Here is a 25,939-nt window from a genome sequence, read left to right on the forward strand (position 1 = left end):
GGCCCATTCCGGGGTGAAGACTCCCCCGGATGGCCTCTGACGTGCGAGAACCCTTCAGCTACGGGTTCTCGCACGATCGTTGACGGATCGCCGGCCGGCCGATACCCCTGTGGGCAGTCCCGTGCCGTGCCGCGCCGCGCCACCGCGGCGTACCCCTCAGGAGGCCGTCTTGCCAGGAGCCGTTCCAGTCCGCCCGTCAGCTTCCCCGCCCGGTTCCGCCCGCCGGCGGCTGCGGGCGCTCACCGCGGCCTCGGTGGCCGCCCTGCTGCTGCCCCTCCTCCCTGCCACCGCCGACGCCGGCGGGCGGGAGCCGGATTCGCTGCAGGAGGCGTTCGCCCGCGCCGCCGACCGGTACCAGGTGCCCGAGAGCGTGCTGCTGGGGGTGTCGTACCTGCAGTCCCGCTGGGACGGCCACCGCGGCGCGCCCAGCGTCTCGGGCGGCTACGGGCCCATGCACCTGACCGACGCGCGCACCGCCCTGGCCGAGGACCCCCACCACAGCCACGGCACCGAGGACGCGCGCGGCGACACCGCCCGCGCCGTCAGACAGGTGCACGACGCGGTGCCCGATCCCGCCGCGCTGCCCGCCCGGCTGCGCACCCTGGAGCGGGCGGCCGAGCTGACCGGGCTGGACGAGGAGGAGCTGCGGCGGGACCCGGCCGCCAACGTCGCCGGCGGCGCGGCACTGCTGGCCGCCGCCCAGAAGGAGCTGGGCCTGCCGCTCAGCGACGACCCCGCCCAGTGGTACGGGGCCGTGGCGCGCTACCCGGGCTCCGGGGACGCGCGGGCGGCCGGGGTCTTCGCCGACGAGGTCTTCGACGTGCTCCGCGAGGGCGAGCGGCGCACCACCGACTCCGGCCAGCGCGTGGTGCTGGAGGGCGCCCCGGACCTGGCCCCGGACACCGCGCAGCTGGACGGCCCGGACCTGCGTCCGGCGTCCTCCGGGAGCGACGGGCCGGTGGAGTGCCCGAGGTCCGTCTCGTGCGAGTGGCTCCCGGCACCGTACGAGGAGTACACCAATCCCGACGGATCGCCGAACTACGGCAACCACGACAAGGCGGACCGGCCCGCGTCGCAGAAGATCGACTACATCGTGGTGCACGACACCGAGGCGACCTGGGACACCACCCTGCGGCTGGTGCGGAACCCGAAGTACGTCTCCTGGCACTACTCCCTGCGCGCCTCCGACGGCCACATCGCCCAGCACGTCCCCACCAGGGACGTGGGCTGGCACGCGGGCAACTGGTACGTCAACGCCAAGTCGATCGGGCTGGAGCACGAGGGCTTCCTGACCGCACCCGACGCCTGGTACACCGAGGCGATGTACCGCACCTCGGCGCGGCTGGTGCGGTACCTGGCCCACAGGCACGGCATCCCGCTGGACCGGCAGCACATCATCGGGCACGACAACGTGCCGGGCGTGACGTCCGCCAACATCCCCGGGATGCACACCGATCCGGGGCCGTACTGGGACTGGCAGCACTACTTCACGCTGCTGGGCGCGCCCTTCCACCCCACGGCCGCGCCGGACTCGGAGCTGGTGACCATCCGGCCCGACTACGAGGAGCACAGGCCGGTCTACACCCGGTGCGACGGCTCCGGGCAGCCCTGTCCGCCGCACGGTTCGGGCGCGGTGCGACTGCACACCGGGCCGAGCGCCGACGCCCCGCTGGTGAAGGACGCCGGGCTGCGGCCGGGCGGCGGCGACTCCACCACCGGCGTCAACGACACCGGCGCCCGCGCCTCGACCGGCCAGCGGTACGCGGTGGCCGAGCGCCGGGGCGAGTGGACGGCGATCTGGTACCTCGGGCAGAAGGCGTGGTTCCACAACCCCGCCGACGCCCCGACCGCGGTGGGCTCCCGGGGCCTGGTCGTCACCCCGAGGGAGGGCGTGGAGTCGGTGCCCGTCTACGGCCGCGCCTACCCGGAGGCGTCCGCCTACCCCGAGGGGATCCCGGCCCAGGCGATCTCGCCGCTGCCGTACAAGGTGGAGGCGGGCCAGGCGTACGCGCTGGGGCTGCGGACGAAGGGCGAGTACTACTACGCCAAGACCTTCGACCCCGCCGGCCACGTGGTGGTCCGCGGCGAGGAGGAGTACTACCAGATCCAGCTCGGGCACCGGGTGGCCTTCGTCAAGGCCGCCGACGTCACGGTGCGGCCCGCCCGGCGGTGAGGTGACGGGCGGTCGCACGGTGTGGGGAGGGGCGCCGCGAAGCGCCCCTCCCCACTGTGTCCCTCATGTCCTCGGCTGTCCGCGCCCGCCGCTGCGTCAGCGCTGGAACAGCTCCGCGGGCAGCGGCTTCAGCAGCTGGTAGAGGTCCTCGGTGATCGGCCGGTCCCAGCTGGCGATGGTGACCAGCACGCCGTCGCTGCGGTCGAACTGGACGCAGGAGATCCGGGTCTCCGAGCACAGGATCCGCCGCACGATCAGGAGGTTGTCGTCCAGCATCACCGGGCTCTCCTCCGTTCCGGTGACGGTGACCTCCTCGTCGTTCTCCAGTGCCGCCAGCAGCTGCGCGACCTCGAAGGGGATCTGTCCCTCGGCCGTCTCGCGGGCCGGGGAGCCCTCCGGCAGGTTCCCGATGACCATGGCCGGTCCGCGCCCGCCGAACAGGTCGTAGCGCAGGAAGACGCCCTGGCAGCTTCCGTCCGGCGCGGGCAGCAGCCCGGCGCCGAGGTTGCCCGGCCAGTCCCCCGGGTCCATGGCCAGCACGTCGAAGTCGGGTCCGGCGGGTGTGGCGGCACTGCGGCGGCGGAGAAAGGACATGCGGCCATGGTACGGGCCCGGTACCGCCGCGGGGCTCCGGCCCGCGGCCCTCCCGCGGCGGGCGGCGGAGGGCGTACACGGGTGTGAACCGGGTGCGGTGCTCCCGCCCGTTCCCGGTGGAGCGCCGTTTCGGGCAGCGCCGCTTCCGCGCACTCCGCGTACAAGGCGGAGCACGGAGCGTCCCCGGCACTCTTGACCGGCAACTGCCTTTGGCCAAGGGTGGTTCGGCGTATGCGCCCGTCATCCTCACCGCCGCGCTCACCGCCCGCCAGGAGGCGTCATGTCCATGACTGAAGTCGGTGCCGTCGGGGACACCGCCGGACGGGAGGGCCTGCTGCGGCGGACGGCCCGCCTGGAGATACCCTTCCGCAGCGCCGTCGGCCCCGGTGTCGGGAAGGCCAGGCTCCACACCCTCCGGTGGCTGCGGGACTTCGGGCTGCTCACCGGGGAGGCCGCGTTCGAGGAGTACGACGCCCTGCGGCTGGAGCGGGCGATGGCCCGCTTCTATCCACGGGCCGCGGAAGAGGACCTGATGCTGGCCACCGACGTCAACGGCTGGTTCTTCGTCTTCGACGACCAGTTCGACGGCCCCCTGGGGCGGCGGCCGCGGGACGTCACCCGCCTCGTGGACCGCCTGGTCCGCGTCATGGACGGGCGGGAGCCGCCGGCCGGCGCCCCCGCGGGCCCGCTGGTCGAGAGCTTCCGCGATCTGTGGCACCGCATCAACGAGGGAATGCCGCCGGTGTGGCGGGAACGCTTCCGCCGGCACTGGCACGGCTATCTGCTGGCCCACCGCCGGGAGGCGCTCAACCGCTCCGGGGACCGGCTGCCCACGGTGGAGGAGTTCCTGGCGGCCCGGCGGCACACCATCGGCATACAGCCCTGCCTGGACCTGGCCGAGCGCTTCGGCCGCTACACCCTGCCGTCCGCGCTGCACGGCGGTCACCCGCTGAAGGAGATGCGGCGGATCACCGACGAGGTGGCGATCTTCGTCAACGACATCGTCTCGCTGGACAAGGAGCTGGCCGTCGGCGACGTCAACAACACCGTCGTCCTCCTGCGGCACGGCACCGGCCGCCCGCTCCCGGACTGCGTACGGGAGATCCGCGCCGCCGCCAACGGACGGGTCGCCCGCTTCCGGGAGCTCGCCGCGGGCCTGCCCGCCCTGCTGGGGGCCGCGGGCGTGCCCGGGGAGGCGCGGGCGCACGTGGAGGACTACGTCGACGGCATGCGCAACGTGATGCGGGGCAACCTCGACTGGTCCCTGGAGAGCCGGCGCTACGACGACGCCGGGGTGGCCGCCGTCAGCGGCGGGCGCCTGCGCCCGTGGGCCGGCCTGCCGGACGAGGCAGTGCCGGAACGCGGAGTCGGGGCCGCGGGTCCGGTGCGGCCGTGAGGCGGGAGACGGACGGCGGGACGACGGTGAACCTCTGGCGCGCGGGCCTGACCCGCGTCCCCGAACAGGTGTGGGAGCACCGGGAGTCGCGTGTGCTGATCCTCGCGGACAACGCGCTCACCTCCCTCCCGCCGCGGATCGGCCGGATGCGGCGCCTGCGCACCCTCGACCTCGGCCACAACGCGCTCACCTCCCTCCCCGAGGAGATCGGGGAGCTGACGGACCTGGACGGCTGCCTCTACCTCCACGACAACCGGCTCACCGCGCTGCCGCGCTCGCTGGGGCGGCTGCGCTCGCTGACGTATCTGAACGTCGGCGACAACCCGCTGGGCACGCTGCCCGAGGAGGTCGGCGACATGGCGGGGCTGGTGGAACTGCGCGCCCAGCGGTGCGGGCTGCGGGAGCTGCCCGCCTCACTCGGGCGGCTCACCGCACTGCGGGAACTCTGGCTGCGCGGCAACGCCCTGGCCTCGCTGCCCGCCGCCGTACGCGGGCTGCGGGAGCTGCGGGAGCTGGAACTGCGCGAGAACGCCCTGGCACAGGTGCCCGAGGCGCTGCGCGGCCTGCCGCGGCTGCGCCGCCTGGATCTGCGGGCCAACCGGCTGCGCACGGTGCCGGACTGGCTGGAGCGGGAGCTGCCCGCGCTGGAGAAGCTGGACCTGCGCTGGAACGAGGCGGCGGTCGAGCCGAAGCTGCTGGAGGCGCTGGAGCGGCGCGGCTGCGTGGTGCTCCGGTAGGCACGAGACCCGCACGGAGCGCTCGTCCGCCGTGCCGCGGGGGTTGACTAATGGCACGCTCGGGAAGAAGGTTTCAGCGTTTTCCCGGTCCGTTGAAAGATACTTTCCCCAGGGGGCACGGTATGACAGGTTCGGCACGGGATCGCGCACCGGGCCGGGCGCCCGCATCCGGCCCTGCCGCGAGCGAGGGCATCGGCCGGCGGCAGCTCGGCCTCCGGGCCCTCGCGCTCGGCGGCGGTCTGGTCCTGGCCTCGGCGCCCGTCGCGGCGGCCCGCTCCCGGGTCGGGCACCCCCTGGCCGCCGGCCGCGCGCCCGTCCTGCGCCGCGGCTCCGCACGGCGCGCCGGGCTGCTGGAGCCGCATCTGCGGCGGCTGGTGGAGGACGCGCGGACCTTCCTCGGCCCCTCCCCCGAGCACCCCTGGTACGCGGGCGCGGTCCTGCTGGCCGGGCGCGGCGGCACCGTCGCCCTCCACGAGGCCATCGGCCACGCGGTGCGCTACTCGGCCTACGACGAGACCACCGGCACCGGCGTCGAACTCCCCGCCGGCGAACAGGTCCCCGCCACCCCGGAGACCGTCTACGACCTCGCCTCCGTCTCCAAGCTGTTCACCGCGATCCTGGCCGTGCGGCAGATGGAGCGCGGCGCCCTGGAACTGGAGGGCACGGTCGCCTCCTACCTGCCGGAGTTCGGCGCGGCGGGCAAGGACGGGATCACCGTGCTGCACCTGCTCACCCACACCTCCGGGCTGGCCGCCTGGCTCCCGCTGTACGCCGAGCCCACCCGGGAGGACCGGCTGCGGCGGCTGTGGCGCGAGGAGCCCCTGGACCCGCCGGGCACGGTCTACCGCTACTCCGACCTGAACCTGATCACCCTCCAGCTCGTGCTGGAGCGGGTCACCGGCAAGGGGCTGGACACGCTGCTGCGCGAGGACGTCACCGGACCGCTGGGCATGCGGTGGACCCGCTACAACCCGCCCGCCTCCTGGAGACCGCGCATCGCCGCCACCGAGGACGCCCGCCGCCCCTGGTCGGGTCTGGACCGGGGCATGGTGCACGGCGAGGTGCACGACGAGAACGCGTACGCCTTCGGCGGCGTGGCCGGCCACGCCGGGGTCTTCTCCTGCGCCTGGGACCTGGCCGTGCTGTGCCGCGCCCTGCTGAACGGCGGCGCGTACGGCGACGCCCGCGTCCTGCGGCCGGAGTCGGTGGACCTGCTCTTCCGCGACTTCAACACCGCCTTCCCCGGCGACGAGCACGGTCTGGGGTTCGAGCTGTACCAGCACTGGTTCATGGGGGCCATGGCGACCCCCCGCACGGCCGGGCACACCGGCTTCACCGGCACCTGCCTGGTGCTGGACCCGACCACCGACACCTTCCTGGTGCTGCTGGGCAACTCCGTGCACCCGGTGCGCACCTGGCGCTCCGGCAGCGCACCGCGCGTGGCCGCCGCCGACCACCTGGCCCGGGCCGTGCCGGTACGCCCGGCCGAGGGGCGCGAGGCCTGGTTCTCGGGGATGGCGAGCGGCGCCTCGGCCGTGCTCACCCTGCCCGAGGTGGCGCTCGGCGACGGTGCGGAGGAGGGCGCGGACGGCGCGGGCGCCCGGCTGCGCTTCTCCGTGTGGTGGGACACCGAGCGCACCTTCGACGTCCTGCGCCTGGAGGCGTCCGGCGACGGCGGCGGCACGTGGGAGCCGGTGCCGTTCACCACCTCCCGCCCCGGCCAGGCCCCGGTGGAGCGCCCGGAGGGGGCGCTGCACGGCTTCTCCGGACGGGTCTGGCACCGGGCTCTGGCGGACCTGGGCGCCTGGCGCGGCCGGGCGGTGCGGCTGCGCTGGCGGTACACCACCGACGCCCGCTACGTGGGGCGCGGCGCGTACGTCGACGGAGTCCGGATCGAGGACGGCGGGCGCACGGTGTTCGACGGCTCGCGGCGCGGGGACGCCGGGCGCGTGACGGCCGACGGCTGGTCGCTCTCGGCCGACTGACGCCCGGTCACCGCCGGAGCCCGCCGGACGGTCCGTCGGCCCGTCCGCCCGGCGGCCCGGCGGCCCGGCGGCCCGTCAGGCGATGCGCACGGTGGCCAGGTCGGCGAGTCCCGAGACGGTGAGGACCGGGTCCAGCAGCGGCGGGGCGATCAGTTCCAGACGGTCGGCGTGGGCGAACAGTGCCGCCAGCCCGGCGCTGTCCAGGTAGTCCACGGCGGTGAGGTCCACAACCAGCCGTCCGTCGCCGCCGGCGGCGGCCCGGTCCACCGAGGCCCGGAACTCGCCGACGTTGCTCATGTCGATCTCGCCCTCGGCCACGAGGACCGGGGTGCCGTCGGGACGCCGCTGGTCGGTGAGCGTCAGTGGGGTGGTCAACGTGTGATCCTCACATGCATGTCTACGGTGGTTCCGGCGTCGTCGGTGACGATGTCGACCTGGTCCATGAGCGCGTGGATCAGGATCAGGCCGCGGCCGCGGTGGGCGTTGGCCTCGGGCTGCGGTGGCTTCCAGCTCCCGGTGTCGGTGACGGTCAGGCGGAGGCCGTCCGCGGTGGCCGCGGCCCTCAGGCACACGGTACGGCCGGGATTGTGGCGGTGGCCGTGCTCGATGGCGTTGGCGCAGGCCTCCCCCGCCGCGACCAGGACCGCCTGCGTCAGGCGCGGGCCCGCGTCCAGGCGCCCCAGCCAGTCGCGCAGGGCGCTGCGGACACGGGCGAGCTGGGCGGAGTCGGCGGGGAAGGCCACCTCCAGGGGCGCGGGATGGCGGTAGAGGAGCAGCGCCATGTCGTCGTCGTAGCCGCCGGCCGGTTCCAGACCGGTCCGGATGGCGTCGGCCAGCTCCTCCAGGTCCGCGGCGCGCCCCCGCCGGGCGGCGGCCGAGGCCGCGGCGATGCCCGCGTACAGCGGGCGGCTGCGTCGCTCGATCAGACCGTCGGTGTACAGCAGCAGGACGGAGGCCGGCGGCATGGTGCGCGTTCCCGTGGGCCGGGGGCGGCCCGGCTGCACCGCCAGGGGGATGGAGCGGCCCTGGTCGAGCAGTTCGGTGGCGCCGTCCGGGTGGGTCAGGATGCCCGGAGGATGGCCGGCGCTGCTGTAGGCCAGCCGGCCGGTCACGGGGTCGAGCACACCGCAGAAGACGGTGGCGCACGTCGCGCCGGGGATCAGGGCCGCGAACCGGTCGAGCGCGCTCAGCACCTGGGCCGGGTCGGCGAACTGCAGCAGCAGGGCCCGGCAGGCGCTGCGCAGCTGGCCCATGACGGTGGCGGCCTCCAGGCCGCGGCCGACGCAGTCGCCGACGACGATGCCGATACGGCCGTCGGGCAGCTCGACGGTGTCGTACCAGTCCCCGCCGACCTCCAGGGGCCGGGCCGCGGGTTCGTAGCGGACGGCGAACCCCTGTGGCAGGCGGTCGGGGCCCAGGATGGCCCGCTGAAGGGCCAGGGCGGTCTCGCGCTGCTGCTCGAAGGCGTGGACGCGTTGCAGCATCTGCCCGAGGTAACCGCCCAGCACGGCCAGCAGGGTGTGGTCCTCGGAGATGAAGGGCCGCTCCTGGCTGGCCTCGACCCACAGCGCCAGCGGCCCGCCGGGGTGTTCCAGGGTGATGCCGACCCCGGCCGGCCCGCCGGTGGCCACCGGGTGCAGGGGGTTGCGGCCGCGCAGGGCCTCGACGGCCCCGCGGGCCGGGTCGCCCGGCTCCCCCCACGCGGTGCCGGGCACCGCGGCGACCAGCCGGGGCACCCGGTCCGGGCCGTCCCAGGTGACGGCCAGAGCGCGGGGGGCCCGCCACACCCCGCGCAGTTCGTCCAGCGCGGCCCGCAGGGCCTCGGGGACGCTCCCGGCCTCGGACAGCCGTACGCTCAGCGCCGCCAGGGCGGTCTCGCGCTGGGCGGTGAGGCGTTCGGCGGTGACGTCCCGGAAGGTGCCGACCACCATGCGCCTGCCGGTGTCGGGGTCGCGGACCTCGTTGAAGGAGGCGTACACCCACAGCCGGTGCCCGTCGCGGTGTTTGACGGGGGTGATGTAGCTGCCCTTCTCCTCGCCGACGATCTGGGCGAAGGCCTTCTCGATGGCCCGGTGGGCCTCGGGGTCGGTCTCCTCGTCCGGCCACCAGGGGTGCTTGGGCCGGTAGGGCAGGCCCTCCGGGCCGTAGCCGAGGATGTCGGTGAAGGCGGAGTTGATCTCGACGACGGCGCCCTCCTCGTCGCAGACGAAGAACGCCTCCTGGAGCGAGTCGACCAGCGCGGTGCGCCACTGCGCGTGGTGGTTGCGCAGTCTTGACAGCTTCACCGCGGCCCGTACCCGTGCCAGCAGCTCCGCGGCGGAGAACGGCTTGACCAGGTAGTCGTCGGCGCCCGCCTCCAGCCCCTCGATGGACGCCTCCTGCCCGGCCCGGGCCGACAGCAGCAGCACCGGCACCCCGGCGGTGCGGGAGTCGGCGCGCAGTGCCTCCACCAGCTCCAGGCCGCCCATCCGGGGCATCATCACATCGCTGACGACCATGTCGGGGGCGTCGGCGCGGACCGCCTCCAGGGCCTCCCGGCCGTCGGCGACCGTCGTCACCCGGTAGCCGGGGGCCAGGATCCGCTGGAGGTACTCGCGCATGTCGGCGTTGTCGTCGGCGACCAGCACCCGGGCCCGCGCCTCCCCGGGGACCGGTGGCACGGACTCCGCCCGCCCGGCGGCCGGCTGTGCGGATTCCTCCGGTCCGGCCTCCCCGCGCTCCTCCGGCAGCCACCGCAGCGCCTCCTGGAGGTAGGGGTCGGCGTCGGAGACCGGGAACGGTTCGGCGCCCCGTGCCACCGAACCGGCCGGCAGATGGGCCGACCCGAAGGGCAGGCGGACGGTGAGTACGGTGCCACCGCCCTCGGTGCTGTCGGCGGTGATCGTGCCGCCGTGCAGGCCGACCAGCTCCTTCACCAGCGCCAGTCCGATGCCGCTGCCCTCGTTCGAGCGCGCGCGGACGTTCTCGATGCGGTGGAAACGCTCGAACAGCCGCGGCAGCTCGTCCGGGGGCACCCCGATGCCGGTGTCGGACACGCGCAGCACCGCCTGCCCGTCCTCGGCGCGCAGCGTCACGCCGATGGAGCCGTCGAAGGTGAACTTCAGCGCGTTGCTCAGCAGGTTGAGGACCACCTTCTCCCACATGTCGCGGTCGATGTGGACCGGTTCGGGCAGCGCGGGGCAGTCCACCTCGAAGGCCAGGCCGGCCCGCTCCACCGCCGAGCGGAAGACGCTGGCGAGTTCCGCGGTGACGGCCGCCAGGTCCACCGGCTCGAAGCGGGCCTGCATCCGCCCGGCCTCGATGCGGGAGAAGTCCAGCAGGGTGTTGACGAGCTTGCCCATGCGCAGCCCGTTGCGGCGGATGACCTCCAGCTCCTCGCGGACCTGCTCACCGGCTCCGGCCAGCTGCCCGCGCAGCTCCTCCAGCGGGCCCATGATCAGGGTGAGCGGGGTGCGGAACTCATGGCTGATGTTGGAGAAGAACGCGGTCTTGGCGCGGTCCAGCTCGGCGAGCTCCTCGGCCCTGCGCTGCTGGACCTCGTACGCCACCGCCCCGTTGACCAGCGCGGCGGTCTGCCGGGCCACCAGGTCCAGGAAGGTCCGGTAGCTGTCGTCCAGCACGCGCCCGGCGCTGACGGCCAGGACGATCGCCCCGATCGGTCCCGTTCCGGTCTCGCCCGGCAGCGGCAGGACCACCGCCTGTGTGGGCGGCTTCTCCCACTCTCCGGACGGCAGCCGCCCGAACCGCCGCAGGACGTCCTCGACGACCACCGGCTCGCCGGTGGCCAGCACCCGCTCCAGCGGCCAGCCGCCGCGGCCGCCCGGCGGGGGCCCGGGGGCGGTGCCGGGCGGGCTGACGGCGGCCGGGACCGGCTCGCCGCCGGGGCGGCGCAGGTAGACCGCGGCGAACGGCACGTCCCGCTGCGCGCGGCCCAGCACCCGGGCGACCAGCCGGCACGCCTCCCCCACGCTGCGGGCGGTGCCCGCCTGGGCGCCCAGGTCCTGCAGCACGGCGAGCCGCCGCTCGCCCACGACACGCTCGGTGGTCTCGTTGCACGCGGTGAACACCCCGCGCACCCGGCCGTCCTCGTCGTGCAGGGGGCTGTAGGAGTACGTCCAGTACGTCTCCTCCAGGTAGCCGTGCCGCTCCATCTTCAGCAGCAGGTCCTCCGACCAGGTGGCCTTTCCGGTCTCCGTCACCGACCGCAGCATCGGGCCGATGACGTCCCAGATCTCGCCCCACACCTGCCGGCCCGGCCGGGCCAGCGCGGGATGCTTGTTGCCCAGCAGGTGCTGGTAGGCGTCGTTGTACAGCAACCGCAGGTCGTCGCCCCACCACAGGAACATGGGGTAGCGGGAGGTCAGGCAGATGCGGCAGGCCGTGCGCAGACTCGCCGGCCATCCGGCCGGGTCGCCCATCGGGGTGCCCGCCCAGTCGAAGGCGCGCATCCGCCCGGCCATCTCGCTGTGCCCGGGGAAGAGCAGCTCCAGCGGCCCGGCCCCGTCAGCGTCGCCCATCGCCTCTGCCCTCCTCGCCCACCGCGCGTACCGGTGTCCCGCGGTCCCGCGTCACGGATGCGCATATCCACTGGTACGGCGACGATGCGCCGCGACCGGTCCCGTAGGATAAACGCGGCCGGCCACGGCCTGCGGCGCGGTCGGCCCGCGGGGTTCACTCGCCCCGTAAGCGGGCAGTCGATCAGCGTCCCGGCGGAGCCGCCCCGGAGCGTTCCGCCTCCGGCCCCGGAGCCGTCCCGCCTCTCCGGCCGTGCCGGGGAACGACCGGACCGACCAGCGCGTACAGGAGAACGGGTGCCCGACCGAGATCTGACCGTCACGCTGCGCCCCCACCCCGCCGGCCCCTTTCTGCTGGAGGTGTCCGGCGAACTGGACCACCACACCGCCGACAGGATGCGCGAGGCGCTGAACGAGCTGCCCCGAGACCGCGGGACCGCGGTCGTCATCGACCTGTCCGGCCTGGTCTACTGCGACTCCAGCGGCATCACCGTCCTGATCACGGCCTACCACCTCACCCAGTCCCTGGGCGGCAGCCTGGCGCTGGCCGGTCTGGACGACGACATCATGCGCGTCTTCGGGATCGTCGGACTGGATCAGATCTTCGCCTTCTACGACAGCGTCGAGGAGGCCGTGGCGGCCCTCTCCGGGTGATCCCGCCGGGTGGACCGGGGCCGCGGGCCGAAAGCGCGGACCGGGCCGCGGCTCCGGCGGCCCCGGGTCAGTCCGGCGCCGCGCCGGCCGGCGAGCGGGGCCGGCGGGCCGCGGCGGGGTCCTCGCCGCCGGGCGCGTCCGGGACGCCCCGCCCGGCACCTGCGCCTGCACCGGAGCCGGTCCACGGGCCGCTGAGCACCCCCGGATATCCGGACCCGGGGAACACCGAAGGACCGGAACGCGGCGGCCGTCCGGCGACGGCCCTGGCACCGGTGCGCACGCCGTACGCCCACTCCGGCAGCCGCTCGGCGGACCCGGGTGACTGCCGGAGCGGGGTCCGCCGCCCGTCCGGGCTCCCCGCGCGGCGCGCCTCGGCGGTGCGGCGGCCGAGCTCCGCCGCGTCCCCGGGCCGCCCGTCCGGCTCCTTGGCCAGCAGGTCGAGGATGATCCGCTCCAGGTCCCCGGGCAGGTCGGGACGGAGTTCCCGCGGCGGCCGGGGCGCGGTCTCGCGGTGACCGACGAGGACGCCCCAGGTGTCCTCCAGGTCGAAGGGCGGGGTGCCGGTGGCTATCTCGTACAGCACGCAGCCGAGCGAGTACAGGTCGCTGCGGTGGTCGAGGTGGGCTCCGGTTATCTGCTCGGGCGACATGTAGTGCGGGGTGCCCATGGGGAAGCCGCCGGCGGTCCCGGCGGCCGGGCCCGTGCCGCGGTCGAGCCGGGCGATGCCGAAGTCGCAGATCTTCACGGTGCCGTCGGCGGTGCGCACCACGTTGGCGGGTTTGAGGTCGCGGTGGACGATGCCCCGGTCGTGGGTGTAGGCGAGGGCGGCGGCCATCTGCTCGGCGATGTCGAAGAGATCGGGCACGGGCAGCGGCCGCCGCCCGCCCAGCTCCAGGAGCCGGCTGAGGTCGTGTCCGTCCAGCAGCTCCATCACCAGGTAGAGCACCCCGTCGTGCTCCCCGAAGTCGTGGACGACGGTCACGCCGCGGTGCTGGAGCGAGGCCGCGAGGCGCGCCTCGCGGCGGAAGCGCTCGCGCAGCGCCACGGTCTCCTGGGGGCCGGGCCGGCTCCCCGGCGGCTTGAGGCACTTGACGGCGACCTCCCGGTCCAGCGACTCGTCGTGCGCCCGCCACACCTGGCCCATGCCACCGCGTCCGACGAGGCCCAGCAGCCGGTACCGGCCCTGGATCAGTGTGCTCTCCCTCATCGCGCGCTGCCGCCCCCTCTCGCCCGTGCCGCCCCCCGGCCCGCCCAGTATGGGCCCTTTCCCGACCGTGCGGTAAGGCGGCAGGGCGGTCGATCGGCGCCGGGTGTGCCGGTGCGCACCGGAGCGCCACCGCCGGGTGCACCGGGGTTTCGGCACGTGCGATGCGGCAACTGCGGACCGGGACGGTTCGCCCGGAACGTGCCGGCGGACCCCGCCGGGAAGAGGGAGGCGCCGATGTCCCGACCCGTGCCCCTGCGCGTACGCGGCAGCCGGGCGGGCTTCCGGCAGCTCGCCCGGCTGCGCCACGCCCCCGCCTTCCACCCCGATGGCCTGACCTGCACCGGTGAGCTGACGATGCCCGGTCCCCGGGGGACCGCCTGGGGCGTCCCCTGGCTGGACGGGCTCGGCCGGTACGAGTGCGTGGTACGGCTGTCCCGGGGCGCCGGCCTGCCGCGGCCGCTGCCCGACTGGCTCGGGCTCGCCGTCCGGGTGCTGGACGCGGGCGGCCCCGGCCGGCCCGTGGACCTGCTGCTGACCAGCAGCGCCCGGCCCCCCGTGCTGCGCCGGCTGCCCCTGCCGCGCGGCGACGCGCTGGGCGGCCCGTACAGCAGCCTGCTCACCTACCGGGTCGGCGGGCGCGACATGGTGCTGGCCGCCTTCCCGCGCCGCCGGCTGCGCCCGGTCCACGGCAGCCCTCCCGCCCTGCGGCGGGCGCTCGCGGACGGGCCGCTGGTGTTCGACCTGCGGGCGGCCGAGCCGGCGGGCCGGTGGCGGACCTTCGCGGTGCTCACCGTCCGCTCGCCGCTGCGGGAGCCGCCCCGTTCCACCCCGGGCTTCGACGTCCACCGAAACAGCCTGCCGGAGCTGGCGCCGGGCACGGCCTTCGCGGCGGTGCGGCCCGCGGCGTACGAGGGGTCCCGGGAGGGCCGCGGCTGAAAAGCCGTCACACCGTGCCGTTTCCGTCCGGAAGGCGGGGGTACTCCGAACCGGCCGGTACCCGATTCGCAGTGGAGATGATGACGATGGCCAGCACAGGTCCGAGGACCGCAGACACGGCGCACCGGGCGCCCGTGATCACCGCAGCCAAGGTGGTCTCCGCGGTTTTCCTGCTCGTGGGGATCCTGGGGTTCATCCCCGGTATCACCACCGATTACGGCGACATGGAGTTCGCCGGACACGAGTCGGGCGCCATGCTGCTCGGCGTCTTCATGGTGTCGATTCTGCACAACCTGGTCCACCTCGCCTTCGGCGTCGTCGGACTGGCGATGGCCCGCAGCGCCGCCGGAGCCAAGGCGTTCCTGATCGGCGGAGGCGTGATCTACCTGCTGCTGTGGATCTACGGGCTGATCATCGACAAGGACAGCGGCGCGAACTTCGTGCCCCTGAACACGGCCGACGACTGGCTCCACTTCGTGCTGGGCGTGGGCATGATCGCGCTCGGCGTGGTCCTGGGCGGCCGCCGCAACGCGACCCCCTGACCCGGACCGCGCACCCGGACACCTTCCCCTCCCCGGCGGGGCGGCACAGCGCCGCCCCGCCGCTCACCGGCCCACCGGCCCACCGGCCCACCGGCCCACCGGCCCACCGGCCCACCGGAAACGATGAAGAAGGCGAGGAGGCTCCACCATGCAGCCCGCGCCGCGCCCGGGAGCCGCCGAGCTCCTCTTCGTCGGCAACGCCACCCTCCTGATCCGCTACGGCGAGCTGACGCTGCTGACCGATCCCAACTTCCTCCACCGCGGCCAGTACGCCTATCTGGGCAAGGGCCTGCTGTCCCGGAGGCTGAAGGAGCCGGCCCTGCGGGTGACGGACCTCCCGCCGGACCTGGACGCGGTGGTGCTGTCCCATCTGCACGGCGACCACTGGGACCGGGTCGCCCGCCGGAACCTGCCCCGCTCCCTGCCGATCGTCACCACCCCGCACGCCTCGCGGCGGTTGCAGGGGCTGCACGGGTTCAGCCGCGCCACGGGCCTGCCCACCTGGCACGACCACGTCCTGGTGCGCGGTGGCAGCCAGGTGCGGATCACGGCGCTGCCCGGCCGCCACGGACCGGGCCCGGTGGACTTCCTGCTGCCCCCGGTGATGGGCAGCCTGCTGGAGTTCGGCGATCCGGGAGGGGCGGTACGGCTGCGGCTGTACATCTCCGGCGACACCCTGATGTTCCCCGGCGTCCACGAGATCGCGCGCCTGTGCCCGGACATCCACCTGGCGGTGGTCCATCTGGGCGGTACCAAGCTCCCCGGGGGGCTGCTGGTGACCATGGACGCGCTCCAGGGCGCCGACCTCGTCTCCGCGCTGCGGCCCCGTCGCGTGCTGCCGGTGCACTACGACGACTACACCGTGATGAAGTCCCCCCTGTCGGACTTCCTCCGGGAGGCGGAGCGGCCCGGCTTCCCCTCCGGCGTACTGCACTGCCCCCGGGGGGAGCGGGTGACCGTCGACGCCGCCGGCCCGGTCGAGGCCGGCCCGGCGCGGCCGGAAAACCCCTGAGGCCCCCGTCTCGCCGGCCCCGCGGCGGCGGGAGCGGAAGTCGGGCACCCACAGGACCCGGAAGGACCGAGAGACCCCAGAGGACCGAGAGGAAGGCCCACAAGGTGCCGAGCACGAGCACGATCACAGCCCAGCACGTGAGGGAGCTGCTCAGCTCCTCCGACCCCGATCCCCGGCTGGTCATCCTGGAGGGCAGCCCGCGGGTCGTGTCCGCCGCCGAGGCGGGCGCCGACCGCTACCGGGGAGCCGTGGAGGTCGTCTCCCGCGACGACCTCGCCGCCCGGCTCGGCCCGGGGGCGCCCTCCGACCGGGACCTGGAGGCACTGGCCTCCAGGCTGCAGACCGTGGTCTCCGAGCTGGGCGGCTGAGGGGTCGCCCGTGCGCGTCGCCCGCTCAGGCGGGCGGGACGCGCACGGCCAGCGCCAGTGTGTCGTCGGGGTGGAGGATGACCGTGTGCATGTCCTCGGCGATGGCGCCGGGAACCTCCGCGATGGGTCTGTCCGCGTGGCGGCGGGCCGCCTCGACCAGCCGCTTCTCGCCCTCGCGCGGATCCTTGCGGCTCTCGGTGAGGCCGTCGGTGTAGAGGATGAGCATGTCCCCGGGCCCCATCCGAACGTGCAGCAGGCGCTCGCTGCCCGGCAGCGGGTAGCCGATGCCCCGCCCGCGTACCTCCAGGTACTCCGGCTCGCCCCCGGCCGGCAGCAGCAGCGCGGGCGGGTGGCTGCCGTTGGCCAGGAACAGGTCGCCGGTGGCCGGGTTGATCCGGGCGAGCAGCACGGTGGACATCAGCTCGCTGTCGAAGGGCATCAGGATCTCGGCTGTCCGGGCGATGATCGACTCCAGCGGGTGCCCCTCCAGCGCCAGGGTCCGTACCGCGTGGGTGACGTTGAGGGCGCCGCGGGTGCTGGTCACACCGTGGCCGAGGGCGTCGACGACGGTGATGTGGACGGTGCCGTCGGGCAGCTGCAGCCAGTCGTACAGGTCGCCGCCGGTGGGCGCGTCGGTGCCGGCCGGCGCGTAGTGGACGGCCATCTCCAGGCCGTCGACCTCGATCGGGGCGGGCCGCAGCGCGTCCTCCAGCTCGCGCAGGGTCTGGCCGTGGGCCTTGCGCAGCTGCTCGTCGCGCTCCTCCAGCTGGACGTAGAGGGCGAGGGTGCCGCGGTTGGTCTCGGCGATCTCGTGCTTGAGCCGCCGGTGCTCGGCGGTGAGGGAGTCCAGGCGGGCCAGCACCGCGCGCAGCTCCTGCTCCACCGCGTGGATCTCCGACGTGGGGCAGCCGCTCCCGGCCGCCGCTCCGCCGCCGTTCTGGGCGGGCAGGACCGTGCCCGCGTCGCTCCCCCCACCCCCCTTGCCCGCGCTGCCGCCGTCGCCGCGCCGCCCGGGCAGCGGCATGCGCCAGGTGACCGAGCCTCCGGAGGCGAACTGGGCGGGAAGGGGCAGGTCGGCGATGCCGTCGCGGTCGGCCGTCAGATCGCTGAGGGTGTCGAGCGTGACGACGAGCTGGTCCGCCGCCCCGCCGGGGGACGGCTCGGCGCACGCCTCCAGCCGTACCGGCCGTCCCGCCGCGATCTCGGTGCGCGCCAGGTCCACCGCGGACATCACCAGCCGGGCCCTGGTCTCCACCGGCACCCGGTGGACGCGCGCGATCCTGCGCACCGCCTGTCGCAGGCTCGGCAGTGTGTGGTGGTGGGAAGTGGTGTTGTCGGTCATGGAACCTCTACGCCGCTTGGACGGTGAGCACGGTGGCGTCGTCGCGGACGCGCCGGTACCCGTGGGCCAGGGCCGCCGCCAGCAGGGGCGGCGGAAGCCGCAGCAGAAAGGTGGGCGGGCTGTGCGACCAGCGGGACTCGATGCCGTCGCTGTGCAGGACGATCGCCGCTCCCCGCGCCAGGGGCACGGTGCGCGGCCGGGGGGTGGGGACGTTCCAGCCCACGATGCCGGGCTGGCCGGCCATCCGGTGGGCCACCTCGCCGTTCGAGAGCACCGTGGCGCGGATGTTGCCCGTGCCGCAGTACTCGGCGTGGTCCGGGTGCACCCGCACCACACCCGTCGCCGCGCCGCGGGTGTGGCGCAGCGAGCGGTGCAGCGAGGTCAGGATCTCGGCAAGGGGGCGGTCGGGGGCGGTGCGGAAGGCCCGCAGGGCCGAGCGGGCCGCCTCGGCCGCCGCCGCGCCGTGTCCCAGCCCGTCGACGACGAGGCCGGTGAGGGCATCGCCGGTGTCGGCCACGGTGCAGGCGTCGCCGCAGTGCTTCTCGCCGTGGGCCGGCAGGCACACCGATCCGACGCCGTACCGGGCCTTCGGCTGCCCGCCGGGAGCGGACAGCCGTGCGCTGACCAGCGTGCCCGAGCCCGGCTGGGTGCGGATGGTGAACTCGGTGGCGATCCGGCGGACCGCGCCCAGTCCCGCGCCGAGGGAACCGGTCGTGGTGTAGCCGTCGGCCATCGAGCGGTCCAGGTCGCGGATGCCGGGGCCGCGGTCGACGGCGGTGATCTCCACCCCGTCGCCCTGGAGCGCCGGCTGTACGTACACCGTTCCGTCGGTGGCGTGCTTGACCTGGTTGCTGGCCAGTTCGCTGGCGAGGACGGCCGCCTGGTCGGGCATGGCCCCGGGCAGCCCGCACCGCTGTGCGCAGCGGCGCGCGGCCGAGGCCGCCACGTGGATCGCGCTCTCGTGGTCGATGCGGATCTCGTCGGTCAGGCTCTCCGCGGCGGAGGACGGTCGGCTCACTGCGTGTTCCAGCGGGTCACGCTGATGGTGGTGCCCTTGCCCGGTTCGGTGTGCACCTCGAAATCGTGCATGAGGCGGCGCGCGCCTCCCAGGCCGTGCCCCAGGCCGGAGCCGGTAGTGAAGCCGTCGGCCAGCGCCGCCTCCAGGTCGGGGATGCCGGGCCCCTCGTCCCTGACGGTCAGCCGGACGCCCCGGCGTCCCGCGTTCCTGGGGAACTCGATGGTCACCGTGCCGCCTCCGCCGTGGATGTAGGCGTTGCGCGCCAGTTCGCTGGCAGCGGTGACGACGCGGGTCTGGTCGACGAGCCCGAAGCCGGTCTCGACGGTGGCGGCCCGTACCGCGTGCCGGACCGTGATGAGGTCCTCGTCGGTACGGACCGAGTAGGTCGCCCCGGCGCTCGCGGCACCGCCGCCTGCTTCGACGGGGGCCACCGATGCGCCCATCGTCCTTTCACCCGAGAGCTTCACGCCGGGTCCCCCCTTCCGGGGGCCGCGGGGCGTGGTGCCAGCCCAGTGCGGCCATCCCCTGCTCCGCGTTGAGTGCGGTCTCCACTCCGGTGAGTTGCAGGCCCAGCTCGACGAGGGTGATCGCCACGGGCGGCCGCATGCCGGCCACGATCACCCGGGCGCCCAGCAGCCGGGCCATGGTGCTCAGCTCGGTCAGGGTGCGCGCCACGAACGAGTCGATGATCTCCAGCCGGGAGATGTCGATGAGGACGCCCCTGGCCCGCTCGGTGGCGATGCGCTCGGTCAGCTCGTCGGCGAAGACGGTGGCCGTCTTGTCGTCGAGCTCGTTGATGAGCCCGGTGACCAGTACGTCACTGAGCCTGAGGATGGGGATGTCCATGGACTGGCGGTCGGTCATCGGTTCTTCGTCGTTCCGGTGGCCGGTGAGTCCTGTCCCGTCATGTCGACCGCCGCGGCCAGGGCGTCGGCGAGGGTGGCGCGGGTGAGGATGGTGGACAGGTCGATGCCCAGCTGGGCGATGGTCTGCGCGATGGAGGGCCGCACGCCGCTGATGAAGCAGTCGGCGCCCATCAGGCGCACCGCGTTGACGGTCTGCATCAGGTGCTGGGCGACGGCGGTGTCGACCGTCTGCACACCGGTGATGTCGATGATCGCCACCCGGGCGTCGTGGGTCTGGATGGCCTGCAGGAGGTTCTCCATCACCACCTGGGTGCGCGCGGTGTCCAGGGTGCCGATCAGCGGCACGGCCAGGATCCGCCTCCACAGGTGGACCACGGGGGTGGACAGTTCCAGCAGCTGGCGGCTCTGCCGCTGGATGATCTCCTCGCGGCGCTCCACGTAGGCGTTGAAGGACAGGGCGGCGGCCTCGTCCAGCAGCCGGTTGATCGTCAGGGCCGCCGGGAACAGCTCCCGCGGGTCGTGGTTGTCGCGCTCCACGGCCTCCAGCAGGGCGTCCTTGAGCGCCAGGATGGCCAGGGAGGTGGCGGTGGGGGTCGCGCCGCTGCGCTCCCTGCGCAGGGACAGCTCCATGACCGCGCCGCGCAGGTCCTGGTGGGCGTCGACCACGCTCTCCATCCCGTGGTCGCTGTTGAGGGCCCCGCCCAGCAGGACGAGGAGCGCGTCGGCCTCCTCGCGCAGTTCGCCCTCGTCTATCCCGATCGCCGCACGCTCCTGCTGCAACTGCACCCACCGGTCGGCGATCTCGTCGCCGCGCTCGCGGATTGCGGTTGTCAACCGGTCTCGTACGGCTGCGTCGCTGGCGTTCACTGACAGGCCCTCTCACAGTCGTTCGTCGCCGGCCCACGCCCGTGACGTCGGCGTCCGGCTGGATGTACGGAGTGACGGGACGGCACCGTTCACCCCTTTTGTTGCCGTCCGGCAAATGTTAGCAGCGGCCGCGGAGGCTGTCGGCCCCAACTGACGCTGCATCAGAGTCCGGTGGAACTCACCGGCCCTTGACGTGCCCTTCCCGGAAACCGGCTCCCAATGCGTCCCGATCGATTGTTTCCATTTGACAACTGTGTACGCAGCACAACAATCTTTCCCTGTCGCACCCGCCCCGACCGGCCATCACGCCAGGACTCCCCCCGCGGTGCGGCGCTCCGCGGCGGCCATGAGGTGTGTGATGTATCGGTGAGGCAGAATGGCGATGCACATGCCACCCAGGACGGTGGGCTCACGCCGATCTCACATCTCCGTCCGCTCCGGCCTCCCGGCGTCTGGGCAGCGTCTCGTCAATCGCCGCCCGGAACCCCCGCAGCCCCTCGGCGAGCGCCCTGCGTGCCGCGGGCGACATCGCCGCCATGGCCGTAGCCAGCGCCTCCTCCCGCAGGTTCCGCAGATCCCGCAGGTACGTCCTGCCCCGGCCGGTCAGCCTCAGTTCGAGTTCCCGCCGGCTCGCCGGGCTGGGAGCGCGTTCCACGAACCCGACCGCCTGCAGCCGGTCGCACAGACGGCTGACCGACGACGGGGCGGAACCCAGCGTCTCGCTGAGCGTGCGCAGATTGATGCCCTCGTCGCGGTCGAGGGTGTAAAGGACCCTCAGCTGGGAGGCGGAGACGGGCGCGGGCGACGCGGCCTCCCGGCCCCGTTCCCACAGCACTTCAAGGAGCTCTATCACCTCGGATGCGGCATGTGCCGCATCCACGGAGTGGCGGTGGGAGGGTCCGGGATTCACGACCATAACTGTGACACTCCGCGTCTGTATTGTCAGCCCGAGCTCCGAACGGCACTTAACTTCCCATATCGGCTTTTTCTGCAGAAACAGAAAGTAGTTGTGACACGGTGGACAGATTCACGGCCGTGGAGCGCGCCCTGCGCGATGCCGCTCCCCACGCACTGCTCGACGCACTCCGCGCCTCACTGGCACGGCACTTCGGGGCGATCACCGTGGACCTGCTGATGGCCGACTACGGGACGACCATACTCCAGCCGGTCGGTCCTCTTCCCTACCCGACGGAGTCCGTTCCGGTCCACTCCACAGAGCCCGGAAGGGCGTTCGGCTCCCAGCAGCCGCGCCTCTCCTCCGACGAGCGCTCGGGCGTCGTCACCGCGCACCTGCCGGTCACCGTCCGCGGCGACCGGCTGGGCGTGCTGTCGATGACCCTTCCCGGCGAGGAGGCCTCGCCCGAGGCCCTGGGAGAACTGCGGCAGTTGTGCGAGGTGCTCGGCCGGGAGATCCTCGTCGCCGACCACAGCACCGACGTCTACCTGAGGGCCCGGCGGGCCGAGCGCCTCACCCTCGCGGCCGAGATGCAGTGGCAGCTGCTGCCCGGCCGGTCCTGCTCCGGCCCCGAGTACGAGCTCGGTGCCCAACTCGAACCCGCCTACGCCGTCTTCGGCGACAACTTCGACTGGTCCGTCTCGGCCGACCACCTCACCGTCACCCTGACCAACGGGATGGGCGAGGGCGTCGACGCGGCCCTCCTGACCAACCTCGCCCTCAGCGCGATGCGCAACGCCCGCCGGGCCGGGCTGGACCTGGTCGGCCAGGCGGTCCTGGCCGACCAGGCGGTCTACGGGCAGCACCGCGGGGCCGTCCACGTCTCCGTCCTGCTGCTGCGCATCCATCTGGCCACCGGGCGGCTGGAGGCCGTCGACGCCGGGTCGCCGCGCATCTGGCGGCTGCGCGGCGGCGTCGTCGAACCGGTCGAGCTGGAGGCGCAGCTCCCGCTGGGGATGTTCGAGGACACCCCCTACGCCGTCCAGCACTTCCGGATCGAGGCCGGGGACCGCCTGCTGTTCGCCAGCGACGGGGTCTACGAGGTGGCCTCGCCGTCGGGCGAGCGGTTCGGCGAGCGGGCCCTGGCCCGCGCCATGACCAGCACCCGGCTCCTTCCCCCGTCCCAGGTGCCGCGGGCGGTCCTCGCCGAGCTCGCCCGGCACCGCGGCGAGCCGCCCGCGGACGACGACGCCATGGTCGTGTGCCTGGACTGGCACGGCAGGAGGAGCTGACGGCCGGACCCGTCACCCCGCCCGGGCCGCGATCCGGGACCGCTGTACCCTTGTCTCTCGCATTCCCCACGTATCCCCCGTACGAGCGGGAGCACGTCCGCCTCCGCGCGGCGCGTCCGGCCCCGCCGGTGTCACCGGAAGACGAGAACACCGGTGTACGCCGGGCACCACAGGGCACACGGACTCGTGGAGCAGAGTCGAGGACCGAGCGGAGGTGTTCGCCGACGTGCCGATACCGGCACCGAGCCGGTGTGTCCGGCGCGTCCCCTCCCGGGCGGCCGCTTCGGCGTCTGCCCGCTCACGCGGGTCCGCGACCGGTTTCCGGCCGTCGGCGCGCGTGGTCGGTCCTCTCTCGCACGTTCCCGCCACGCCAGAGGTGGTCCCTCCGTGACCAGAAGCGAACACGCTCTCACCGAACGGGGGAGTTCGGATCCCTTCGTCCATCCCGCGCTGTTCTACCGGAAGCCCGGGGAGTACCTCGCCGGGGTGGGCGGTTTCGTCGGCGGCGCGCTGGAGGCAGGCGACCCCGTTCTGGTCGCCGTCCCCGGCCCGCGGCTGGAGATGCTGCGCGAGCACCTGGGGGACACCGCCTCGGCGGAACGTCTCACCCTGGTGGACATGACCGACTTCGGCCGCAACCCCGGCCGCATCCTCTCGGGCCTGCGCGACTTCGCCGACCGGCACCCGGGCCGGCCGGCCCGCATCGTCGGGGAGCCGATCTGGGCGCGGCGCTCCCCCGCCGAGCTGGTGGAGGCCACCCGGCACGAGGCGCTGATCAACGCCGCCTTCACCGGCCGCGCCGCGACCGTCCTGTGTCCCTACGACGTCTCCGAGCTCCCCGAGCTGGTGTGCGCCGACGCCCGCCGCACCCATCCGGTGCTGTGGGAGGACGGCCGGGAGCGGACCAGCCCGCACTACACCGACCCCCGTGCCCTCAGCGCCGAGTGCGACGCCCTCCCGCTGACTCCCCCGCCCGCGCGGACCCCGGCCCTGGTGTTCACCACCGGCGACCTCGGCGAGGTCCGCCACCACGCGGACGTCTGGGCCGGCACGGCCGGACTCGGCATGCCCAGGCGCGGTGACTTCGTCCTGGCCGTGGCGGAGGCCGCGGCCAACTCCATCGCCCACGGCGGCGGGCACGGCACCCTGCGCCTGTGGCCCGACGGCCCCTGCTGCGTGGCCGAGATCCGCGACGGCGGGCACCTCACCGATCTGCTGGCCGGCCGCCGCCGCCCGACGCTGGACTCCGCCGACGGCGGGCGCGGGCTGTGGATGATGCACCAGTTGTGCGACCTGGTCGAGACCCGCGCCACGCCCGCCGGTCTGACCGTACGGCTGCACATGAGGCACTCCTAGGGCCGCCGGCGGGCCCCTCCCCCTCCCCTGCCACCCGCGCCGCGCGCGGAACCTGCGCGCGGCGCGGGTGTGAACGGCCCCCTGAACCCGGCCTGACCTCGGCGCCTGACCTCGGCGCGCCTCCCGCGGCCGCCGCACGAGCGTCCCGGCCACCGCGACCGGCCGGGCGGGCCGGGCCGGGAACCACTCCCACCCCCGCGTGACCGCAGCGGCGGCACCCCGGCCCCCGCAGCCGGGGGCCTTGGAGCCGCCACGGCAGCCGCCACGGGCCATCCGACTGTGACTCAGATCACTTCCGTATACCCCGGGGGGCATAAGACGGATCCTGTTACCGTTGACCTCAGATATACCCCCCCGGGTATTTTCGAAGGCAAGCGAGCAGGAGTCCCCGCATGGTTCCCGAGATCGACCAGCAGCGGTTCGCCGAGGCGTACGCGGCCGGCGCCCTCGTCATCGACGTCCGCGACAGCGGCGAATACCGCACCGGCCACGTTCCCGGCGCCCGGCCGGCGCCGCTCGGCCTGCTCCCCCTGAAGCTGGCCGAACTGCCCAAGGACCGCCCGGTCTACGTGATCTGCCAGAGCGGCGGCCGAAGCGCCCAGGCGACCGCGCTGCTGCGCAACGTGGGCTACGACGCCCACAGCGTCAGCGGCGGCACCGCGGCCTGGATCGACGCCGGCCGCCCCGTGGCCACCGGCGACGAGCCCGGCACCCCCGACGTTCCCGCCACCACCGCCACCACCGAGGAGACCCGATGATCACCGTTCTGCCCATCGAGACCCCCGGCCTGGGCGACCGCACCTACCTGGCCCACGACGGCTCCACCGCGCTGGTGGTCGACCCGCAGCGCGACTACGACCGCGTCACGGCGCTGGCCGAGGCCGCGGGCGTGCGGATCACCCACGTGTTCGAGACCCACATCCACAACGACTACGTCACCGGCGGCCTGGCCCTGGCCCGGGAGACCGGCGCGCAGTACCTGGTCAACACCGACGACGAGGTCTCCTACGAGCGCACCGGCATCCGCGACGGCGACATCGTCGAGGTCGGCGCCATGCGGGTGCGGGTCATCCACACACCGGGCCACACCCACACCCACCTCTCCTTCGCCCTGGAGGCCGGCGGCGAGCAGATCGCGGTGTTCACCGGCGGATCGCTGCTGTACGGCTCCACCGGGCGTCCCGACCTGCTCGGCCCGGACCACACCGACACCCTGGTGCGGGCCCAGTGGCGCTCGGCGCACCGGCTGGCGAAGGAGCTGCCGGACTCCACCGCCGTCTACCCCACCCACGGTTTCGGCTCGTTCTGCTCCGCGACCCAGTCCGCCGGTCTGTCCAGCACCATCGGCGAGGAGAAGAAGACCAACAGCGCCCTGACCGCCGACGAGGAGGCCTACGTCGAGCAGCTCCTGGCGGGTCTGGACGCCTACCCGACCTACTACGCCCACATGGGCCCGGCCAACTCCCGCGGGCCCGGCAAGCCGGACCTGTCCGCGCCCTCCGTCGCCGACCCGGCCGAGCTGCGCCGCCGCATCGAGGCCGGCGAGTGGGTGGTCGACCTGCGCGACCGCACCGCCTTCGCCGCGGGGCACCTGGCCGGCAGCCTCAACTTCGGCCTGGACGGGCAGTTCGTCACCTACCTGGGCTGGCTGATCCCGTGGGGCACCCCGGTCACCCTGCTCGGCGAGACCGCCGAGGACGTGGCCGAGGCCCAGCGCGAGATGGTCCGCATCGGCATAGACCGCCCGGCCGCCATGGCCACCGGCGGCCCCGAGGCCTGGGCCGGCGGCGAGCCCCTGGCCGCCTACGAACGCGCCACGTTCGACGACCTCAAGGCCGCCCTGGACAAGAGCCCGGACGGCGGGGAGGAGTTCGTCGTCCTCGACGTGCGCCGCAACCAGGAGCGCGACGAGGCGCACATCCCCGGCTCGGTGCACATCCCCGTCCACGAGGTGCCGGACCGCCTCGGGGAGATCCCCGCGGGCCGGGTCTGGGTGCACTGCGCCGGCGGCTACCGCGCGGGGGTCGTCGCCGCCCTGCTCGACGCCCGCGGCCGCGACGTCGTCGCCGTCGACGACAGCTTCGACAGCGCCCTCGACCTGGGGCTGTGCCGCGCCGACGAGACCCCCTGAGACCTCCGGCGGCCCGGACCGATCCCGGCGAACCGGAGAACCCCGGAAAACCGA

General features: G+C 74.1%; 23 protein-coding genes. 13 read left to right on the forward strand and 10 right to left on the reverse strand.

All coding sequences use genetic code 11. The features are described 5' to 3' along the window. Positions 1–169 precede the first annotated feature (169 nt). Complete coding sequence (locus tag BMY40_RS13945) at positions 170–2,173, forward strand: N-acetylmuramoyl-L-alanine amidase (protein ID WP_425443112.1); 2,004 nt, start codon at positions 170–172, stop codon at positions 2,171–2,173. 96 nt (positions 2,174–2,269) lie between these two features. Here BMY40_RS13945 and BMY40_RS13950 read toward each other — a convergent pair whose 3' ends face one another. After that, the gene (locus tag BMY40_RS13950; protein WP_093659278.1) at positions 2,270–2,767 is read right to left on the reverse strand and encodes a glycosyltransferase family protein; all 498 of its coding nucleotides are present in this window, start codon (positions 2,765–2,767) and stop codon (positions 2,270–2,272) included. 286 nt (positions 2,768–3,053) lie between these two features. Between BMY40_RS13950 and BMY40_RS13955 the strand changes: the two genes are divergently transcribed. The 3 genes from BMY40_RS13955 to BMY40_RS13965 all read left to right on the forward strand — a co-directional run bounded on the left by BMY40_RS13955 (position 3,054) and on the right by BMY40_RS13965 (position 6,885). Further along, a complete protein-coding gene (locus BMY40_RS13955; protein WP_245770080.1) occupies positions 3,054–4,163 on the forward strand; it encodes an isoafricanol synthase in 1,110 nt (369 codons plus the stop codon). Next, positions 4,160–4,900: a leucine-rich repeat domain-containing protein gene (locus BMY40_RS13960; protein ID WP_245770081.1), complete on the forward strand. Its 741-nt coding sequence runs from the start codon at positions 4,160–4,162 to the stop codon at positions 4,898–4,900. The genes BMY40_RS13955 and BMY40_RS13960 overlap by 4 nt, the downstream gene beginning before the upstream one ends. A gap of 122 nt (positions 4,901–5,022) precedes the next feature. Further along, on the forward strand, positions 5,023–6,885 hold the full coding sequence (locus tag BMY40_RS13965; protein ID WP_093659282.1) for a serine hydrolase domain-containing protein: 1,863 nt from the start codon (positions 5,023–5,025) through the stop codon (positions 6,883–6,885). Between the two features lie 75 nt (positions 6,886–6,960). Here BMY40_RS13965 and BMY40_RS13970 read toward each other — a convergent pair whose 3' ends face one another. Both BMY40_RS13970 and BMY40_RS13975 read right to left on the reverse strand, forming a co-directional pair. Further along, on the reverse strand, positions 6,961–7,260 hold the full coding sequence (locus BMY40_RS13970) for an STAS domain-containing protein (RefSeq protein WP_093659284.1): 300 nt from the start codon (positions 7,258–7,260) through the stop codon (positions 6,961–6,963). Continuing rightward, entirely contained in the window at positions 7,257–11,402 is a 4,146-nt protein-coding gene (locus tag BMY40_RS13975; protein ID WP_093659286.1) for a SpoIIE family protein phosphatase, read from the reverse strand. The genes BMY40_RS13970 and BMY40_RS13975 overlap by 4 nt, the downstream gene beginning before the upstream one ends. A 294-nt stretch (positions 11,403–11,696) precedes the next feature. Here BMY40_RS13975 and BMY40_RS28600 point away from each other — a divergent pair, with 294 nt between their 5' ends. Further along, a complete protein-coding gene (locus BMY40_RS28600; protein WP_245770082.1) occupies positions 11,697–12,053 on the forward strand; it encodes an STAS domain-containing protein in 357 nt (118 codons plus the stop codon). Between the two features lie 67 nt (positions 12,054–12,120). Here BMY40_RS28600 and BMY40_RS13985 read toward each other — a convergent pair whose 3' ends face one another. After that, positions 12,121–13,260, reverse strand: coding sequence for a serine/threonine-protein kinase (locus tag BMY40_RS13985; protein WP_093659290.1), 1,140 nt, complete (start codon positions 13,258–13,260; stop codon positions 12,121–12,123). 234 nt (positions 13,261–13,494) lie between these two features. Here BMY40_RS13985 and BMY40_RS13990 point away from each other — a divergent pair, with 234 nt between their 5' ends. The 4 genes from BMY40_RS13990 (at position 13,495) to BMY40_RS14005 (ending at position 16,118) form a co-directional block, all read left to right on the forward strand. Further along, the gene (locus tag BMY40_RS13990; protein WP_093659292.1) at positions 13,495–14,196 is read left to right on the forward strand and encodes a hypothetical protein; all 702 of its coding nucleotides are present in this window, start codon (positions 13,495–13,497) and stop codon (positions 14,194–14,196) included. Positions 14,197–14,282: 86 nt separating this feature from the next. Then, complete coding sequence (locus tag BMY40_RS13995) at positions 14,283–14,738, forward strand: DUF4383 domain-containing protein (RefSeq protein ID WP_093659559.1); 456 nt, start codon at positions 14,283–14,285, stop codon at positions 14,736–14,738. Between the two features lie 148 nt (positions 14,739–14,886). Further along, the gene (locus tag BMY40_RS14000; protein WP_093659294.1) at positions 14,887–15,750 is read left to right on the forward strand and encodes an MBL fold metallo-hydrolase; all 864 of its coding nucleotides are present in this window, start codon (positions 14,887–14,889) and stop codon (positions 15,748–15,750) included. 104 nt (positions 15,751–15,854) lie between these two features. Further along, positions 15,855–16,118 carry a hypothetical protein gene (locus BMY40_RS14005; protein ID WP_093659296.1) on the forward strand — a complete coding sequence of 88 codons (264 nt, stop codon included), beginning with the start codon at positions 15,855–15,857 and terminating at the stop codon, positions 16,116–16,118. A 25-nt stretch (positions 16,119–16,143) separates the two neighbouring features. On the opposite strand, the gene BMY40_RS14010 is transcribed toward BMY40_RS14005, so the two are convergent. From BMY40_RS14010 to BMY40_RS14035, 6 genes are all read right to left on the reverse strand, one after another. Next, complete coding sequence (locus BMY40_RS14010) at positions 16,144–17,460, reverse strand: PP2C family protein-serine/threonine phosphatase (protein ID WP_093659298.1); 1,317 nt, start codon at positions 17,458–17,460, stop codon at positions 16,144–16,146. Positions 17,461–17,467: 7 nt separating this feature from the next. Further along, positions 17,468–18,478: a SpoIIE family protein phosphatase gene (locus BMY40_RS14015; protein ID WP_093659300.1), complete on the reverse strand. Its 1,011-nt coding sequence runs from the start codon at positions 18,476–18,478 to the stop codon at positions 17,468–17,470. After that, positions 18,475–18,921, reverse strand: a complete 447-nt coding sequence (locus BMY40_RS14020; RefSeq protein ID WP_093659302.1) for an anti-sigma regulatory factor — start codon at positions 18,919–18,921, stop codon at positions 18,475–18,477. Before BMY40_RS14020 ends, BMY40_RS14015 begins: the two co-directional genes overlap by 4 nt. A gap of 7 nt (positions 18,922–18,928) precedes the next feature. Continuing rightward, positions 18,929–19,342 carry an STAS domain-containing protein gene (locus BMY40_RS14025; protein ID WP_093659304.1) on the reverse strand — a complete coding sequence of 138 codons (414 nt, stop codon included), beginning with the start codon at positions 19,340–19,342 and terminating at the stop codon, positions 18,929–18,931. Then, positions 19,339–20,211: an STAS domain-containing protein gene (locus BMY40_RS14030; protein WP_093659306.1), complete on the reverse strand. Its 873-nt coding sequence runs from the start codon at positions 20,209–20,211 to the stop codon at positions 19,339–19,341. The genes BMY40_RS14025 and BMY40_RS14030 overlap by 4 nt, the downstream gene beginning before the upstream one ends. 409 nt (positions 20,212–20,620) lie before the next feature. Beyond that, positions 20,621–21,127 carry a MarR family winged helix-turn-helix transcriptional regulator gene (locus BMY40_RS14035; protein WP_093659308.1) on the reverse strand — a complete coding sequence of 169 codons (507 nt, stop codon included), beginning with the start codon at positions 21,125–21,127 and terminating at the stop codon, positions 20,621–20,623. A 101-nt stretch (positions 21,128–21,228) separates the two neighbouring features. Between BMY40_RS14035 and BMY40_RS14040 the strand changes: the two genes are divergently transcribed. The 4 genes from BMY40_RS14040 to BMY40_RS14055 all read left to right on the forward strand — a co-directional run bounded on the left by BMY40_RS14040 (position 21,229) and on the right by BMY40_RS14055 (position 25,885). Further along, positions 21,229–22,398, forward strand: a complete 1,170-nt coding sequence (locus tag BMY40_RS14040; RefSeq protein ID WP_093659310.1) for a PP2C family protein-serine/threonine phosphatase — start codon at positions 21,229–21,231, stop codon at positions 22,396–22,398. Between the two features lie 387 nt (positions 22,399–22,785). Next, positions 22,786–23,754 carry a sensor histidine kinase gene (locus tag BMY40_RS14045; protein WP_093659312.1) on the forward strand — a complete coding sequence of 323 codons (969 nt, stop codon included), beginning with the start codon at positions 22,786–22,788 and terminating at the stop codon, positions 23,752–23,754. 392 nt (positions 23,755–24,146) lie between these two features. Beyond that, entirely contained in the window at positions 24,147–24,512 is a 366-nt protein-coding gene (locus BMY40_RS14050) for a rhodanese-like domain-containing protein (RefSeq protein ID WP_093659314.1), read from the forward strand. Further along, positions 24,509–25,885 (forward strand): MBL fold metallo-hydrolase, encoded by a 1,377-nt coding sequence (locus BMY40_RS14055; RefSeq protein WP_093659316.1) that lies wholly within the window; start codon positions 24,509–24,511, stop codon positions 25,883–25,885. Before BMY40_RS14050 ends, BMY40_RS14055 begins: the two co-directional genes overlap by 4 nt. The last annotated feature ends 54 nt before the right edge of the window (positions 25,886–25,939 follow it).

It is taken from the genome of Streptomyces radiopugnans, from assembly GCF_900110735.1.
GTDB classification, from domain to species: domain Bacteria; phylum Actinomycetota; class Actinomycetes; order Streptomycetales; family Streptomycetaceae; genus Streptomyces; species Streptomyces radiopugnans.